Annotated in this window: 13 protein-coding genes; 7 read left to right on the top strand and 6 right to left on the bottom strand. The window is 71.2% G+C overall.

Annotation, left to right across the window (positions count from 1 at the left end):
- Positions 1–181: 181 nt before the first annotated feature.
- Positions 182–607, bottom strand: coding sequence for a contact-dependent growth inhibition system immunity protein (locus AS594_RS32915; RefSeq protein WP_069775095.1), 426 nt, complete (start codon positions 605–607; stop codon positions 182–184).
- A gap of 285 nt (positions 608–892) precedes the next feature.
- Between AS594_RS32915 and AS594_RS32910 the strand changes: the two genes are divergently transcribed.
- Both AS594_RS32910 and AS594_RS32905 read left to right on the top strand, forming a co-directional pair.
- On the top strand, positions 893–1,489 hold the full coding sequence (locus AS594_RS32910; protein WP_069775024.1) for an RNA polymerase sigma factor: 597 nt from the start codon (positions 893–895) through the stop codon (positions 1,487–1,489).
- Positions 1,470–1,769, top strand: a complete 300-nt coding sequence (locus AS594_RS32905) for a hypothetical protein (RefSeq protein WP_069775025.1) — start codon at positions 1,470–1,472, stop codon at positions 1,767–1,769. Before AS594_RS32910 ends, AS594_RS32905 begins: the two co-directional genes overlap by 20 nt.
- Positions 1,770–1,851: 82 nt before the next feature.
- Here the strand turns inward: AS594_RS32905 and AS594_RS32900 are convergent, their stop codons facing one another.
- A complete protein-coding gene (locus AS594_RS32900; RefSeq protein ID WP_079144280.1) occupies positions 1,852–2,703 on the bottom strand; it encodes an inositol monophosphatase family protein in 852 nt (283 codons plus the stop codon).
- 158 nt (positions 2,704–2,861) lie between these two features.
- Between AS594_RS32900 and AS594_RS32895 the strand changes: the two genes are divergently transcribed.
- Both AS594_RS32895 and AS594_RS32890 read left to right on the top strand, forming a co-directional pair.
- The gene (locus tag AS594_RS32895; RefSeq protein WP_069930944.1) at positions 2,862–3,509 is read left to right on the top strand and encodes a GNAT family N-acetyltransferase; all 648 of its coding nucleotides are present in this window, start codon (positions 2,862–2,864) and stop codon (positions 3,507–3,509) included.
- 41 nt (positions 3,510–3,550) lie between these two features.
- Positions 3,551–4,444, top strand: a complete 894-nt coding sequence (locus AS594_RS32890) for a DNA-binding transcriptional regulator (protein WP_069935688.1) — start codon at positions 3,551–3,553, stop codon at positions 4,442–4,444.
- Between the two features lie 38 nt (positions 4,445–4,482).
- On the opposite strand, the gene AS594_RS32885 is transcribed toward AS594_RS32890, so the two are convergent.
- Together AS594_RS32885 and AS594_RS32880 are read right to left on the bottom strand one after the other, a co-directional pair.
- The gene (locus AS594_RS32885; protein ID WP_069775027.1) at positions 4,483–5,136 is read right to left on the bottom strand and encodes a response regulator transcription factor; all 654 of its coding nucleotides are present in this window, start codon (positions 5,134–5,136) and stop codon (positions 4,483–4,485) included.
- Complete coding sequence (locus AS594_RS32880) at positions 5,133–6,338, bottom strand: sensor histidine kinase (protein ID WP_069936028.1); 1,206 nt, start codon at positions 6,336–6,338, stop codon at positions 5,133–5,135. The genes AS594_RS32885 and AS594_RS32880 overlap by 4 nt, the downstream gene beginning before the upstream one ends.
- A 131-nt stretch (positions 6,339–6,469) precedes the next feature.
- Between AS594_RS32880 and AS594_RS32875 the strand changes: the two genes are divergently transcribed.
- Entirely contained in the window at positions 6,470–7,429 is a 960-nt protein-coding gene (locus AS594_RS32875; RefSeq protein WP_069775028.1) for an SDR family NAD(P)-dependent oxidoreductase, read from the top strand.
- Between the two features lie 197 nt (positions 7,430–7,626).
- On the opposite strand, the gene AS594_RS32870 is transcribed toward AS594_RS32875, so the two are convergent.
- Positions 7,627–9,183 carry a M28 family metallopeptidase gene (locus AS594_RS32870; protein ID WP_069775029.1) on the bottom strand — a complete coding sequence of 519 codons (1,557 nt, stop codon included), beginning with the start codon at positions 9,181–9,183 and terminating at the stop codon, positions 7,627–7,629.
- Between the two features lie 506 nt (positions 9,184–9,689).
- Here AS594_RS32870 and AS594_RS32865 point away from each other — a divergent pair.
- Positions 9,690–10,727, top strand: a complete 1,038-nt coding sequence (locus AS594_RS32865) for a lactonase family protein (protein WP_069775030.1) — start codon at positions 9,690–9,692, stop codon at positions 10,725–10,727.
- 67 nt (positions 10,728–10,794) lie between these two features.
- Here AS594_RS32865 and AS594_RS32860 read toward each other — a convergent pair whose 3' ends face one another.
- Positions 10,795–12,630, bottom strand: a complete 1,836-nt coding sequence (locus AS594_RS32860; protein WP_069775032.1) for a glycoside hydrolase family 15 protein — start codon at positions 12,628–12,630, stop codon at positions 10,795–10,797.
- Positions 12,631–12,855: 225 nt separating this feature from the next.
- Here AS594_RS32860 and AS594_RS32855 point away from each other — a divergent pair, with 225 nt between their 5' ends.
- Positions 12,856–15,165 carry an MMPL family transporter gene (locus tag AS594_RS32855; RefSeq protein WP_069775033.1) on the top strand — a complete coding sequence of 770 codons (2,310 nt, stop codon included), beginning with the start codon at positions 12,856–12,858 and terminating at the stop codon, positions 15,163–15,165.
- Position 15,166 lies beyond the last annotated feature (1 nt).

Genomic DNA, 15,166 nt, shown 5'->3' with positions numbered 1-15,166 from the left:
TTCCTCAGTACGTCTGTCGGTCCCGTAACCGTACGAAACAGCCCCCCGGGCACTGCCCAGACAGCGGGCACATCATGTCAGCTGTAACGCAGCGAAATGCCTTGGCCATACTCTCGATCGGGCAAAACGGACCGATCGCCCGGCCCGGGGGTTCGTTTCTCGCACCCGCGCCCTCACCGGGTCAGCGAAGCGATTCGGGCCGCGCGACGAACCGGGCGAGCTCCTCGGCGGCGCCACGGGGCAGGTCGGCGACGGCCGCCTCCGGCAGGGTCGTGATCACTGCGCGCAGTCGCGCGCCGAGGTCCGGCAGCAGGGCCCAGGCGGAAGCCGGGGCACTGACGGCGGCCAGCAGCATGTCTCCCTCGTGGAAGTAGGCGTCCAGCAGCGGCTCGTCGAGCAGCAGGCTCACCGCGAGTGGAAGGACATACGGCAGGGCTACCTGCTGCGAGAGGAGAGTGCGCAGATCAGCCGGACCGAGTTCGCTCAGCGGAACGCGCCGCAATTCATGCACTTTACGGACCAAATGGGTCGCATCGGCGTCAGGAGGCGTCCAGCGGGGCGGGTCCAGCTCGTCGAGCGAACGGTCGAGGTGCAGCAGACGGTCCATTCGTTCATTCTCTTCGCGAATTCCGCGACCGACCGACCGGCCGACCGGCCGACCGGCCGACCGGCCGACCAACCAACCGGCCACCCGCCCGCGGCTGCGCTACCGCTGCTGCTACTGGTACTGCTGCTGAATCCTTTTGGGGGCCCAGCGCCTCTTATACCTGTGCCCGCAGAACGCCGGCACAGGAACCGGAGGTTGTCGTGATCATTGGAATCGCTGGCGTCGTCGGAGTGGTGCTTCTCTGCACGTGCGGTTTCGTCGCGCTGCGCAAGCGAGGTCGGGCACGTGGCTGAGTCGACCTGGCCCGGTGAACAGCTGGTGGTCGCCGCGCAGCACGGTGACGTCGATTCGATCGCCGCTTTGGTGGCGGGCTCACACCCGAACGTCCAGCGGTTCGCCCGCTCCCTCTGCGTCACTCCCGAGGACGCGGAGGACGCCGCCCAGGAGGCGTTGATCATCCTGTACCGCAGGATCGGAATGCTGCGGGCGTCCGGTGCTCTGGCGTCGTGGATGTTCCGTATCGTCCGCAACGAGTGCCTGCGGCGCGCGCGGACGATGCTGCGGGACCAGGCACCGCTGCGGGAAGGCCAAGCACCGCCGCGGGACGTCGCCGCACCTTCGGCCGAGGACGAGGTTCTGCACCGGATGGAAGCGGGCCGGGTGGGGGCGGCCGTCGCCGCTCTGCCCGCCGACCAACGACGCGTACTGATCATGCGAGACATCCAGGGCTACAGCGGACAGATGGTGGCCGATGCCCTGGGGCTCAGTACGGCCGCGATGAAGTCGCGTCTGCACCGGGCCCGCGCGGCCGTTCGGCACACGCTGCGTGTCACACCCGGCTCGGCTCCCGGAGGGAATGCCCATGAGAACCAGGACAACTGAGGCGGCCGACTTCGCGAGTACGTCCCTGCCCCGGCACCTGGCCCGTGGCGTCGTGGGGTTCGGCGGGCTCATCGGCTCGTTCGCGCTGATGCCGGTGGTCGGACCGGTCAGCTTGCTGATGTTGCCGGTGGGCGCGGTGGCGCTGCGCGGGTGCCCGCTGTGCTGGACGATCGGACTGGTGCAGACCCTCTCGAAGGGCCGTCTGCGGCGATCCTGCGAGGACGGTCAGTGCAAGCTGACGGCCGTCGGCCGCGAGAAACACGCCCGTGACCCCGGCTGAGCTTCTCCCGTGATCCCGGCTGAGCTTCTACGGCACCGGCACCGGCCGGTGGCTGCCCGGCCGTCGTACGGGAGCGGCCTCCTCACGGAGCGCCGCGCCCGTTGCGGTCGGATCGCGGCGACTCGCCGCTGCCGTTCCAGCCGGGGCTGTGGATCAGCGACATCAGCAACTGGTGGGTTTCGGCGTCGGCGGCCACGACAAGTCCGCGGGCTCCCTGGCCTGTCGGTGAGCCGTCGATCCCGGTGACGACGCAGCCCGCGGCGCGGCACAAAGCGATGCCTGCGGCGAAGTGCACGCTCCCGGTCAGGTCGCCGCCATCCGTGACGTACGCGGCGCGCTTGCCGGCCGCGACCCAGGCCAGCGCGAGCGTCGTGGAGACGACACGCGGCCGGAACCGCTCGGCGAACCGTGGTTCGGCCAGCAGGTTCACGGCCCGGAATCCGGGTGCGCTCGGGAACGGCGGGTCGAGATTGACGTCCACCAGCCGGGTGGCGGGCGTGGGTGTCAGCCGCGCATCGCACCCGTCGTGCCGCACCCGGGCCGTCTCACCGTCGGTGAAGAAGATTTCGCCGCTGAACGGATCGGCCACGGCCGCCGCCCCGTTGACGAGCGCCACGTTGACGGCGACCAGCATGTTGCCGACGGCGTAGTTCAACGTGCCGCACAGGGGATCCACCAGCCACTGTCGCTCGGCGTCGGGAGCACCCTGGCGCCCGCCCTCCTCGCCGAGCACCGCGTCGTTCGGCCGGGCGGCTCGAATGACGCCGAGGATCGCCGCCTCGGCGTCCACATCGGCCTCCGTCGCGAAGTCCCCGGCGCCCTTGTCGGTGCGGGTGAGCCGCCAGCCGTACAGGGCGCGCACGACGTCGGCGCCGGCACGAGCCGCTGCTATGGCGACCTCGGTGTCGTCGAGGCACGCATTCGAGTTGATCATGCGGCGGAGAATAGTCGACTCCGGGACGACCCCCGCCAGTTCCTCGTCCGCACACCTCACAACCAACCTATCTCCATAAAAACGCTCACCGCCATTACGAACGTAATGAATAAGAGAGTATGGTGGCCGAAGCGGACCAGGACCGAGGAGAGCCGGACATGACCCAAGCGGAGAACAGCGACGTGCCCCGTACCGAGGCAGGACCGATCACCGTTCGGCGCGGCGTGCCCGAGGGAGCCGAGGACGTGGTGGCCGGGCTGTACTGGGAGGCGTTCGGCCGGAAGCTGGGCGCGGCGCTGAACCCGCCGGCCACCGGGCAGCGGTTCATCGCGAAGCATCTGCACCGCGACCGGGCCGTGGTGGCGCTCGCGGGTGATCGAGTGGTGGCGGTGGCGGGTTACCAGCTCGACGGCCGGGGGCTGACCGGCGGCGGCGTGGCCGATGTCCTGGATACGTACGGGCTGCTCAGGGGGGCGCCACGGCTTGCACTGCTGGCGCTGCTCGAACGCACTCCGGCCGCGGGGCAGCTCGTCATGGACGGCATCGCGGTCGCCGCGGACTCCCGCGGACTCGGCATCGGCACCCTGCTGCTCGGAGAGGTCTTCCGCGTCGCCGCCGAGAACCGCTGCCGGCAGGTCCGGCTGGATGTCATCGACGTCAATCCCCGCGCCCGCGCCCTCTACGAACGTCACGGCTTCACCGCGGTCCACACCGAGCAGACGCCCTATCTGCGCCGCCTGATGGGCTTCAGTGCCGTTACCACCATGCACCGTCCCGTCACCCCCCGGGCGGGTGACCGGCCGTGAGCGGCAGTCGGGCTTCCGCACCTCGCGCCTATGCTCGGTCCATGCCCGAGAACGTTCCCGAGATCCCCACCCGCCTGCTCGTACACGCCCTGGTCCGCGAAGACGGCACCGTCGACGCCGGCGAGCTCTACACCGTGGCGGGCGCCCTCGGCATGAGCGACCAGCAAGTACGCCTGTGCATCAAACGGCTCGTCACCGAAGGGCGCTTCACGCACGAAGGCCGCGGCCGCAAAGCCCTGCTGCATGCCACCGCCGACGTCACCGGGTCCCTGGTCCCGGAGGTGGAGTACGTCCGCTACGCCTACGCACAAGATCATGGGCAGGCGCCGTGGGACGGCGTCTGGCATCTCTTCGCGTTCGCCGTCCCGGAGTCGGCCAGAGCGGCGCGGGACGCTCTGCGCGACACGCTCGTCGGGCTCGGCGCCGCGGCCGTCCAGGGCGGCCTGTACGTCAGCGCGAACCCGATCGGGGAACACGTCGAGGCCCAGGCGCGACACCTCGGCATCCTCGATGCCCTCACGACGTTCACCAGCGACGACCTGCGCATCGGCGACCGTCGTGATGCCACCGACCTGGCCGCCGGGCTCTGGCCGCTGGACGAGATCGCGGGCCGTTACGACACACTGGCCGCCCTCGCCCGGGCGCGCCTCGGCCAACTCGACGGCGCGACCACGACGACCGGGGCCGACCAACTGACCATCGCCGTCGAACTGGCCGCCCAGTTCACCCGCGCCATGGAACCGGACCCCCTCCTTCCGCCGCAGCTGCTCCCCCGGCCCTGGGCCGGCGCGCACGCTCGCGACCTTGCCGCCCGCTGCTGGGCCCGGCTCCTCGAACACCAGGCGTCCACCGGCTCGGACGAGCACCCCCGTCTCCGCCTCTTCAGCCTGTACGCCGACGCCATCCGGCCCGCCCCCGGCCCCGCGGCACGCTGAACAGTCAGCTTCGTCGAAGCCGAGTCCGGGGACGGAGATCAGTCCGCGGTGACACCCGCCAGAACGGCGAGGACCGCGAGTCTGATGCGGTTGTCCCGGCCCGTCTTCGTCATCAGGCTCGCGACGTGTGTCTTCACCGTGGTGACCCCCATGTGCAGTCGGTCGGCGATCTCCTTGTTGGACAGGCCGACGCCCAGCAGGCCGAGGACCTGGCGCTCACGCGGCGTGATGTTCGGCAGTGGGGCCTCGGCCGGGCCGTCGGAGGCTGAACGGGCCTCGACCGCCTGGGTGACGAGGCGGTCGAGGGCACCGCGGCTGAAGGGGGACTCTCCTGCCACCGCTCGGCGTACGGCGTCGAGGACTTCGGCCGGCGGGGTGTCCTTGACGAGCAACCCGCACGCTCCGGCCGCGAGTGCTCCGTACAGGTGTTCATCGTCGTCGAAGGTGGTCAGAGCGACGACGCGGGTGGCGGGACGAGCGGCCAGGATGAGCCGCGTGGCTGTGATGCCGTCCGTGCCGGGCATCCTGAGATCCATGAGGACGACGTCGGGGGCGGAACGCCCGGCCAGGCGTACGGCCTCCGCGCCGTTGCCCGCCTCACCGACGATCTCGACGTCCGGGGCGTGATCGAAGAGCATGCGCAGGCCCATGCGGACGAGCTGTTGGTCGTCGACAACGAGGACTTTGATCACGTCTGCGGCTCCAAGGAGGCTGTTGACGCGGGCAGTTCGGCGATAAGCCGCCAGCCCGTGCTCGCGGGCCCAGCCTCCAATGAGCCGCCGAGCAGGCTCACACGCTCCCGCATGCCGATCAGCCCGTGACCGCGGGGGCCCGGTTCCGGCGGTCTGTGTGTTCTCGCGCCGTCGTCGTGGAGCCCCACATGTATGGCGCCGCCACCGGCCATCCGTACGGTCAACCGCGCGTGGGCGCCGGGACCGGCGTGCTTGACGACGTTCGCCAGGCCCTCCTGGACCAGACGCAGCACGGCCAGTCCACGGACCGCGTCGAGTCCTGCGACGGCCGGGTCCAGGGAAGCGGTGACAGCGAGCCCGTTGCGGCGGCTTCTGCTCACCACCTCGTCCAACACGGCCGGCAACTCCTCGGCCGCGACCAGGGACGCGGTGGCGGGCCTCGCGCTGTCCGGGTCGCGCAGTACGGCGACCAGGCGCCGCAGGTCCTCCAGTGCCGCGCTGCCGCTGGAGTGGAGGTCGTCCAGGACGTCGGTGATCCGGGGGTCGGCCGCGCGGTCTGTGCCGGTGTCGCCGAGCACGTGCCGGGCGACCCCGACGCGCAGCACCATGGAGGACACGTGGTGGGCCACCAGGTCGTGCAGTTCGCGTGCTATCGCCGTGCGTTCGGCGGCGCGCGCCGCCAGCAGCCGCTGTCCGGCGCGTAGTTCGTCCTGTTCCGCGCGCTCGCGGACGTGCCGTACCGCGTCGCGGCTGAAGCGTATGTACGCGCCCAGCAGCAGCGGAAGCCCGGCGACGATGCCCATCTTGTACAGCACTTCGGGCAGGGCGCCGGGCAGGTCTGCGAGCCGGTTCGCCGCGACGGCCAGCGCCAGTACGGCCGCGCCGGCGGCGACGCGGCGTCCTGATCGCCGTACCGCCAGCTCGAAAAGGGTGACGGCGGCCAGCACCTTCACCGCGGGAACGATGCCCGCTCCCAGCTGATGCGCGGCGACCAACAGGCAGGACTGCGACAGGAGCGCGGCGAACGGCCATCTGGCCCCCGCGAGGCACGACACGAGTGCGGCAGCGGCCACAGCTGCGTCGAGAGCCCCGGACGGCCGGTACACCACGAGGAGACCGCCCATCAGGACTCCGGCGAGTACCAGTACACGGGTGGAGGCTGACGTGCTGTCGAACGCGGCTGCGGTCCATGGTCGCTTCACGCCCTTCACGATAGGCGGGCTCCTGCCTCACCCGGGTCCTGCCACGGCAGGAGGTACGGTCCTCCCACTGGCCGCCGGGTCCGGCCCCGGAGCGGAGCCGGACGCGCGGCCCGGGCTGCGAGGGTCCTCTCATGACTCAGCACACCAACGCCCGCAGTACGAGTACGAACACCACGCCCTCCGGCCTGGGCCGGCGGTCCTTCCTGGGCGGCGCCGCCGCTGCCGGGATGACCGGAGCCGCCTTCGGTACACCTGCCCACGCCGCCGGGGTGCGGACGGGCACCCGTGGCAGGGGCGGGCGCTTCCGGGGAAAGTCGGTCCTCATCACAGGCGCCACCTCGGGCATCGGCAGGGCGACGGCGATCGCCTTCGCCGCCGAGGGCGCCCATGTCGGCTTCTGCGGCAGGCGGGCCGAGTCGGGCCGTGCGGTGGAACGCGAGATCCGGGACGCGGGCGGCGAAGCCACGTACATCCAGGCAGACGTGCGGGTGGCCGACCAGGTCCAGCGCTTCGTGGACCGGGTCGCGAGCACATACGGCGGCATCGACGTGGCCTTCAACAACGCCGGCGTCGGCAGCGGCAAGCTGCCCCACGAGATGAGCGTCGAGGAATGGGACAACGTCCAGGCGACCAACGCCCGCGGCGTGTTCCTCGCGATCAAGTACGAGGTTCCCCACATGCTCAGGGCAGGGGGCGGCGTCATCATCTGCACTTCCTCGTCGGCCGCCGAGCAGGCACGGCCGAACGGCGCCGCGTACACCGCGAGCAAGCGGGCGGTGCAGGGCGTGGTGAAGGCCGCGGCACTCGCGTACGGAACGAAGGGCATCCGGGTCAACGCCCTGCTGCCCGGCACCACCGACACGCCTTTCGTACGCCCGCCGGGCATTGCGGACGGCGACTGGGCGACGTACAAGCCGGCCTTCGGGCGGCTGAACATCGACGGGCTGGAGCGGATGGCGGAAGCCGGGGAGATCGCCCGTGCGGTGCTCGGGCTCGCGTCCGACGACTTCCCCTATATGACGGGATCCTCGGTCGCGGTGGACGGAGGCAGCACGGCGGGCCGGAAGATGATCCATCCCGGCGCCCCCTGACGCCGCTGACGCCGTTGCCGCAACTTGCCCGCGCCGCGTTCCCGTTCCCTCCCGGGGACCGGTCGTCCCCGGTGGGCCGGTGCTGATCCGTGCGTCGTCACACAGCTGCCGGACGCAGGAGCTGTCTCCTGGCCGCGGGCGGGAACCCGCCCGCGGCCGGGGTGTCGTGCGCTGTGCGGTGGTGTGGTCCGCGACCGCTACTCGGTCACGTCGTGCCCGTGTCCGTCGTGCAGGCCGCCGCCGCTGCCGGCGTCGCCGTCGGTCGGGACCGACTCGACCGGGGCGGACAGCGGGCCGAGGTCGTGGGCGTAGTGGCCCACGGCGTCCGCGATGATGTCGATGTTGACGTCGAACGCCTTCATGTCGATGTTCTCGATGGTGTCGCCGGCGGCGTGGTAGTTCGGGTCGTACGCCACACCCGCCGTACCGCCGAACTTGACCGCCTGCTCAGCGGTCTTGATGCCCTCGGCGCCGGTGAAGGTGCCGCCGGAGGGAATGCCGACCTCGATGAAGGGTCCGTAGTCGGAGCGGCCCGTGAAGTCGGTGCCCTCGTGCGGGATCTGCCGGGCGTCGAGGAAGTCGTTGATGCCCTTCTCGATCTGGGCGGAGCCCTCCGGGCCGGGGCCTGCTCCGACGCCGTCGGAGTCGTCTCCGTCGTACACGAAGTAGCCGGCGTTCGGGGAGGCGATCATGTCGAAGTTCAGGTAGAGCTTGATCTGCTTCTTCTGTTCCTCCGTCAGCGAGGCGACGTACGCCTCGGACCCGAGGAGGCCGAACTCCTCGGCCGACCACCAGGCGAACTTCACCTTGTTCGTGGGCTTGGCCTGGGTCTTGGCGAGCTCCAGGGCGACCTGGAGGATTCCGGCCGAGCCGGAACCGTTGTCGTTGATGCCGGGGCCCTCGGTGACCGAGTCGAGGTGGGCGCCGAGGAAGACGGTGTTGTCCGCGTCTCCCCCGCGGGTCTCCGCGACCACGTTGTACGTGGTGCGGTTCTCGCGCAGCTCCCGGATGTCCAGGGTGACCTTGACCGGCCCCTTGGCCGCTTCCGCGGCGAGCGCCTCACCGTCCGCCTGGGTGACGCCGCCGGTCGGGACCTTGCCGAGGTCCGGTGCGCCGATGGTGCCGTTGAGGGCTCCCGCGGTGTTGTTGTAGATGACCGCGCCGACCGCGCCGGCGTCGGCGGCGTTGGCCTGCTTGATCGCGAAGGCACAGCCGCCGCGCTTGATCAGGGCGATCTTCCCGGTGAAGGTGCCGGAGGCGAAGTCGCCGGCCTCGCAGCCGTGCGTACCGTCGGCGTCGACGGGGGTGGCGGCGAGCTCCGCGGTGACGCCGCCCGCGGGTGAATTCGCGGTGTATGTCATGAGTTTGACGGGCACGTCGCGCGGCGTAGGCGAGACGACCTTGAGGCTCTCCTTGACCGTCTCGGTATACACGAAGTCGAACTCGTGTCTGGACACCTTGAAGCCGGCCAGCCTCATGACGGCTTCGACGTACTTGGCGGACCGCTCGTGGCCCTGCGACCCGGCCACCCGGTTGCCGTCGCTGTGGTCGGCGATCTTCTGCAACACCTGAAGGTGCCTGTAGGCGTCCTTGGCCGTGGACTCCTTGACCAGCTTGCGAGCCAGCGCATCACCCCGGTGGGGGCCGGATCCCATCGCACTGCCGGCGGTGGCCGGCCCGGCGAACAGGAGCGGGGAAACCAGTGCTGCGGCCGCCAGGGTTGCGGTGGCTGCGGCTATACGGCGTGAGGGCATGGAAGTCCTTCCACGTCATTCGGAAATCGGACTGCGGGGGGTGGTGAGTTGAGGCACGTTAAGCGCCAGAGAACCCCGTTGACCAGAGGTTCGTGAAATCTGCTCCACCTGGTTGCCCCGCGCGGCCACCCGGGGTGACCGGTTCGCCCACCGAGCCGTCGCCGGCCGTCGGCGCGGGGTTCGATGCCGTTGAGCGGCGTCGGAGAGGGTGCTTCGGGGTGACGTCTGCGAGCCTTCGGCCAGGGTGTCGTGCGCCGCCAGGCTCGAACGTAAGCGGTGGGAGCCTCGGGTGGTACGCCGACACGAGCGCGCGCCGCCTGAATGGGTGCTCTCACGGAGGTGGCGGCCGGACCCGGCGGCGCGGGTGCGGGCGGTCCGCGTCAGGTGGCTCCGACGCGGGACCGTCCGGGGCTGTCGGCTCCATGAGGTCGGCGTGTACAGCCGTTGACGCCCCGCGCCGTGATTACAGTGCCCAGCCGGTCGTGGAACGGCAGAGAGGGCATCCTGTGCGGTGGGCTTACATCGGCTCGTTCACCTCGGGGGGCGGTCGCGGCATCACGGTCGCGGCCGTTGACCCGGCGACCGGGGCGCTGACCCCGCGTACCGGCGTCGACACCGTGGTCAACCCCTCGTGTCTCGCTCTCTGCGCCGACACCGGAACGCTGTACGCGGTGAGTGACGCCGAGCCGGGCGCGGTCGTGGCCTTCCGTACCGGGCCGGACGGGAGCCTCACCGCGCTCGGTCCGGCGGTGGACGCGGGCGGCTCCGGCCCCACCCATCTCGGCCTCGCCGGTCGCCGGCTGCTGACCGCCAACTACGGCTCCGGCAGCGTCAGCAGTTTCGCGACGGGACCCGACGGGAGCGTTCACGGTCCGCCCGTCGTGCTGGCGCACCAGGGCTCGGGCCCCGACGCCGACCGGCAGCAGGGCCCGCATGCCCACCACGTGCTGGCCGATCCCGGTGGGCGATGGGTGCTCAGCGTGGACCTGGGCACCGATTCGGTGCGGGTGTGCTCGCCCGACCGTGCCACCGGAGAGCTCCAGGTGCACACCGAGGCGGTGCTCCGGGCCGGGTCGGGGCCACGTCACCTCGCCTTTCACCCCGACGGCGAGGTCGTGTACGTACTCCACGAGCTGGAGCCCCAGATGACCGTCTGCCGATGGGATGGGGCGTCCGGGCATCTGGAGCCCCTGGCGGAGGTTGCGATCGATCCCGAAGGCGCCCCGGAGGGAGAGCGGGTGTACCCGTCCGTGGTCCTCGTCTCGTCCGACGGGCTCTTCGTGCGGGCCGCCGTGCGCGGCAGTAACAGGGTACTGACGTTCTCCCTCGCCGACGGAGCCGAGAAGCCGCGGCTCACGAGCAGCGTGGACTGCGGCGGTGTGTGGCCGCGCGACCTGGTGGCCGGTCCCTCCGGCCGGCGGCTGTACGTCGTAAACGAGTGGTCCGGGGACGTCACCTGGTTCGACGCGGACCCGGAGACCGGGCGACTGGCCCGCGCCGGGGCCCTGGAGGTTCCGGCGGCCGCGTGCGTGGTCTTCGCCTGACCGGCCGGGCGCGCCGCTCGCGGGGCGGCGTGTGGGCGCACGGTCCGCGCCACCGCTGACGCGCGGCTCAGTCGCCCGCGCGGTCCAGTTCCTCGTCGAGGGCGAGTGCCGCCATGATGAGCGCGACATGGGTGAATGCCTGCGGGAAGTTGCCCAGTTGCTCACCGGCCGGTCCGATCTCCTCGGCGAACAGGCCGACGTGGTTGGCGTAGGTGAGCATCTTGTCGAACGCGTACTGCGCCATGCCGAGTCTGCCCGCCCGGGCGAGAGCGCCGGCGTACAGGAAGCTGCACAGGGAGAATGTGCCCTCGTCGCCGCGCAGCCCGTCGGGCGAGGCGACCGGATCGTAGCGGTGGACGAGGCTGTCGGAGACGAGTTCGGCCTCCATGGCGTCCAGCGTCGACAGCCAGCGCCGGTCCTTCGGCGAGAGGAATCCGACCACCGGCATCAGCAGCAGGGACGCGTCCAGGACCTCGCTGTCGTAGTGCTGTACGAACGCCTGGCGGCGGGTGCTCCAGCCGCGTTCCATGACCTGCTCGAAGACGGCGTCCCGGGCGGCGGTCCAGCCGGCGACGTCGGCGGGGCGGGCGAGTTCCCGGGCGAGGCGGATGCCGCGGTCGAAGGCCGCCCAGCACATCAGGCGGCTGAAGGTGAAGTGGCGGCGGCCGCCGCGGGTCTCCCAGATGCCTTCGTCGGGGCGGTCCCAGGTACGGGCCAGCCAGTCGAGCAGGGCGCGGAGGTTGCGCCAGCCGTCGTAGCCGGCGAGCTGCGCCGGGTCGCGGGCGTGGCTCAGGGCGTAGGCGACCTCGCCGTAGATGTCGAGCTGGAGCTGGCCGGCCGCGTCGTTGCCGGCCCGTACCGGAGCGGACCCCCGGTAGCCCTCCAGGTGGCCGAGGACCTCCTCGGTCAGGTGCGGGTCGCCGTCCACCCGGTACATGATCTGCAACGGCTCGCCCGTTACCGTCGCGCCGGCCGCGACCCGGGCTCCGAGCCAGCGCCGGAAGGCGTCCGCCTCCTCCTCGTACCCGAGGTCCAGCAGTGCCTTCACGGACAGGGACGCGTCCCGGATCCAGGTGTAGCGGTAGTCCCAGTTCCGCTCGCTGCCGAGGTGTTCCGGCAGCCCGGCGGTGACCGCGGCCACGGGCGCGCCGGTGGGGGCGTACGTCATCAGCTTGAGGGTGATCGCCGAGCGGTTCACGACCTGCTGCCAGCGTCCCCGGTACCGGCTGCGGCGAACCCAGCGGTGCCAGTGGTCGTAGGTGGAGCGGAACGCGTGCCGGACTTCGGACTCGGTCGGCTGTGGCGGCGGCTGCGCGCCGGGGTCGTCGCACACGGTGAGTACGGCCGCCGCCCGTTGTCCCTGACGCAGCGCCAGGTCGGCCCGTACGTCGCCTCCCTCGGCGCGCAGTTCGACGCGGCCCCCGGGCGCTGCGACGTGCAGGTGGACGGCGCTGTCCGGGGCGGTGAAGCGGGCCGCGCCCTGTTCCACGTCGAGGCGGTGCGTGGCGCGTGCGTAGTCGAACCGCGGGCGGCAGTCCAGCCGGAAGCGGACTTCGCCACGGGTGACGCGCATGACCCTGATGACGCTGTGCCGGTCCTCGGGGCATGCCGCGTCGCCCAGCGGCATGAAGTCGACGACCTCGCCGACGCCTTCCTCCGTCATGAAGCGCGTGACCAGGATGGCGGTGTCCGCGAGGTAGAGCTGACGTGTCGTCGCGCCCTCTGCCGCCGGTGTGATGGCGAAGTACCCGCCGCGGTCGTGGTCGAGCAGTGAGGCGAAGAGGCTGGGTGAGTCGAAGCGGGGTGCGCAGAACCAGTCGAGCACTCCGTCGCAGGAGATCAGGGCGGCGGTGTGCAGGTCGCCGATGAGGCCGTGGTCGGCGATCGGTGGGTAACGGCGCATGGCGTCCCTTCGCGAGCTCGCCCGTCAGCTCACGCTACGGCCGGGTACGCGGCCGTGCATGCGGGACGGTCCGGGCGGGTTCACCCGTCGGGCGGCGCGCGGCGTGCCGATCGGTGCGCGGCTGCTTTGAATGGCGGTCATCAGGTGCGCCGCCCGTACGTGGGCGGCGCGCGTCGTCGTGCCCAGGGATCCAAGCGGCCGGGCCCGGTGGTAGCGGGAGGGCGCATGGCGTCACCGAAGTCCCCCGACGCGCTGTCTTCGGACCGCTTCGGCTCCCGGCGGCCGAAGGGCGCGCTCCGCCGCATCGGTACGTGGTGCGCCCGCCATTGGGTGGCCGTCATCGTCCTGTGGCTGGCGGCTCTGGTGGGGCTCCAGGTGCTGGAGCGCGCGCACGGGGGCGATTACTCGGACGACTTCACCCTGCCCGGGTCCCAGTCCCAGGACGGCCTCGACGTACTCAAGGCGCATGAGCCGACGGCGGGCGGCTACAGCGCCCAGATCGTCCTGCACGACTCCTCGAAGCAGCTCACCGACGAGGGAGGGCCGATCGGCACGGCGGTGACCAGTCTGGGGAAGCTGCCGCATGTGCTCAGTGCGCAGAACCCGCTGCCCGCGCCCGGTACGCCGCCGCCCGCGCAGGGCGCCGCCAACGTCGGCCCGCTGTCGTCCGACGCGAAGACGGCGTACATCACCGTGCGGTTCGCCGTACAGCCGTCCACGCTGGGCTCGTCCTACCTGGACGGTGTGGACACGGCGGTCGAGCCGCTGCGCGCGGCGGGCATCGACGTGGAGTACGGCGGTCCGCTGGGCGAACTGGCCCGCCCGGAGCCGGACGACCGTACGAGTGAGGCGATCGGGTTCGGTGTGGCCGTCCTGGTCCTCCTGCTCGGCTTCGGCAGTGTCGTGGCGGCGGTGCTGCCGCTGGTGACGGCGCTGATCGCGGTGGTCTGCGGGCTCGCGCTGCTGGGGTTGCTGGCGGCGGCGTTCACCTTCGCCACCGTCTCGCCGACGCTCGCCACGATGATCGGGCTGGGCGTCGGGATCGACTACGCCCTCTTCCTGATCACCCGGCACCGTCAGAACCTCATGGACGGGCGGGATCCCCCGGCGGCGGCCGGGTGGGCGACGGCCACCAGTGGGCGGGCCGTGCTGGTCTCCGGCTGCACGGTGATCATCGCCCTGTCCGGGCTGTGGGTGTCGGGGATCAGCTTCATCGGCAAGCTCGGGCTCGCAGCGGCCGTCACGGTGATCACCGCGGTCCTCGGGGCGCTGACCCTGGTGCCGGCGATGCTGGGCCTGGCCGGCCGGCGGATCGACCGGCTCAAAGTACGGCGGCCCATCGCCGAGACGGAGGCCGGTCCCGGCGAGGCGGCGCACGGCACGTGGCACCGCTACGCCCAGCGGGTGGAGCGCCGCCCGTGGTGGTTCCTGGTCTCCGGGATCGTCGTCCTCGCCGTACTGGCGGTGCCCGTGCTGTTCATCCAGCTCGGGCACATCGGCGACGGGGCGGACCCGAAGTCGTTCACCGACCGGCGGGCCTTCGACCTGATGTCGTCGGCGTTCGGCCCGGGGTCGAACGGGCCGCTGACCCTGGTCATCGACCAGACGGACGTCCCCGCGTCCGACCGGTCGTCCCTGACGTCCAAGGCGCAGAGCGCGCTGGACCACGTCCCCGACGCGGCGGTGATCACGCCGCTGAAAGCGACGTCGGACGGTGACGTGCTGATCGCGACGGCCTACTCCGTCGCCGATCCCCAGGACGAGAAGACGACCGGGCTCGTCAACCGCCTCGTGGACGACGTCCTTCCGCAGGCGGTGTCCGGCACCGACGCCCGTACCTATGTGACGGGTACGACGGCCGCACAGGTGGACTTCCTGGACATCGTCTCCAGCAGGCTGCCGCTGATCATCGCGGTGGTCGTCGGCCTCGCGTTCCTGGTGATCCTGACCGTCTTCCGGGGTGTGCTCGTCGCGGTCAAGGCCGCCGTGCTCAATGTGCTCTCGATCGCCGCTTCGTACGGTGTGGTGGTGGCGGTGTTCCAGTGGGGCTGGGGCGGGCCGGCGCTGGGTGTCTCGGGCGACGTGCCCATTGAGAGCTACGTACCGATGATGATGTTCGCGATCGTTTTCGGGCTCAGCATGGACTACGAGATCTTCCTGCTGTCCCGCGTCCACGAGGCGTGGCTGCGCACTGGGGATCCGAGGGTGAGTGTCGCGCACGCCCTGGAGATCACGGCGCGCGTGATCACGTGCGCGGCGCTCATCATGGTCAGCGTCTTCGCTGCCTTCATCCTGAGCGACAACATCGTGGTCAAGATGCTGGGTCTGGGTCTGGCGGCGAGTGTGCTCATCGACGCCACCGTCGTACGCCTGCTGCTCGTGCCGGCCGCCATGACGCTGCTCGGCAGGTCGGCGTGGTGGACGCCGAGGTGGCTGGACCGGGTGCTGCCTCACGTCGACGCGGAGGGCGGGGCCGCCGGGGGCACCGGTGCGGGAGGCCCACCGGGGCGAGGCGCGCCGGGCGCCGGGTCGTGAG

Origin of the sequence: Streptomyces agglomeratus, assembly GCF_001746415.1 — a bacterium.
GTDB classification, from domain to species: Bacteria; Actinomycetota; Actinomycetes; order Streptomycetales; family Streptomycetaceae; genus Streptomyces; species Streptomyces agglomeratus.
This window is presented reverse-complemented; position numbering and strand designations above follow the sequence as displayed.

What these genes read in the sequence shown, in the direction of transcription:
- AS594_RS32895 (WP_069930944.1), top strand. Translation starts at nt 2,862, where the DNA reads ATGACCCAAGCGGAGAACAGCGACGTGCCCCGTACCGAGGCAGGACCG.
- AS594_RS32905 (WP_069775025.1), top strand. Translation starts at nt 1,470, where the DNA reads ATGAGAACCAGGACAACTGAGGCGGCCGACTTCGCGAGTACGTCCCTG.
- AS594_RS32855 (WP_069775033.1), top strand. Translation starts at nt 12,856, where the DNA reads ATGGCGTCACCGAAGTCCCCCGACGCGCTGTCTTCGGACCGCTTCGGC.
- AS594_RS32900 (WP_079144280.1), bottom strand. Translation starts at nt 2,703, where the DNA reads ATGATCAACTCGAATGCGTGCCTCGACGACACCGAGGTCGCCATAGCA.
- AS594_RS32860 (WP_069775032.1), bottom strand. Translation starts at nt 12,630, where the DNA reads ATGCGCCGTTACCCACCGATCGCCGACCACGGCCTCATCGGCGACCTG.
- AS594_RS32875 (WP_069775028.1), top strand. Translation starts at nt 6,470, where the DNA reads ATGACTCAGCACACCAACGCCCGCAGTACGAGTACGAACACCACGCCC.
- AS594_RS32915 (WP_069775095.1), bottom strand. Translation starts at nt 607, where the DNA reads ATGGACCGTCTGCTGCACCTCGACCGTTCGCTCGACGAGCTGGACCCG.
- AS594_RS32870 (WP_069775029.1), bottom strand. Translation starts at nt 9,183, where the DNA reads ATGCCCTCACGCCGTATAGCCGCAGCCACCGCAACCCTGGCGGCCGCA.
- AS594_RS32890 (WP_069935688.1), top strand. Translation starts at nt 3,551, where the DNA reads ATGCCCGAGAACGTTCCCGAGATCCCCACCCGCCTGCTCGTACACGCC.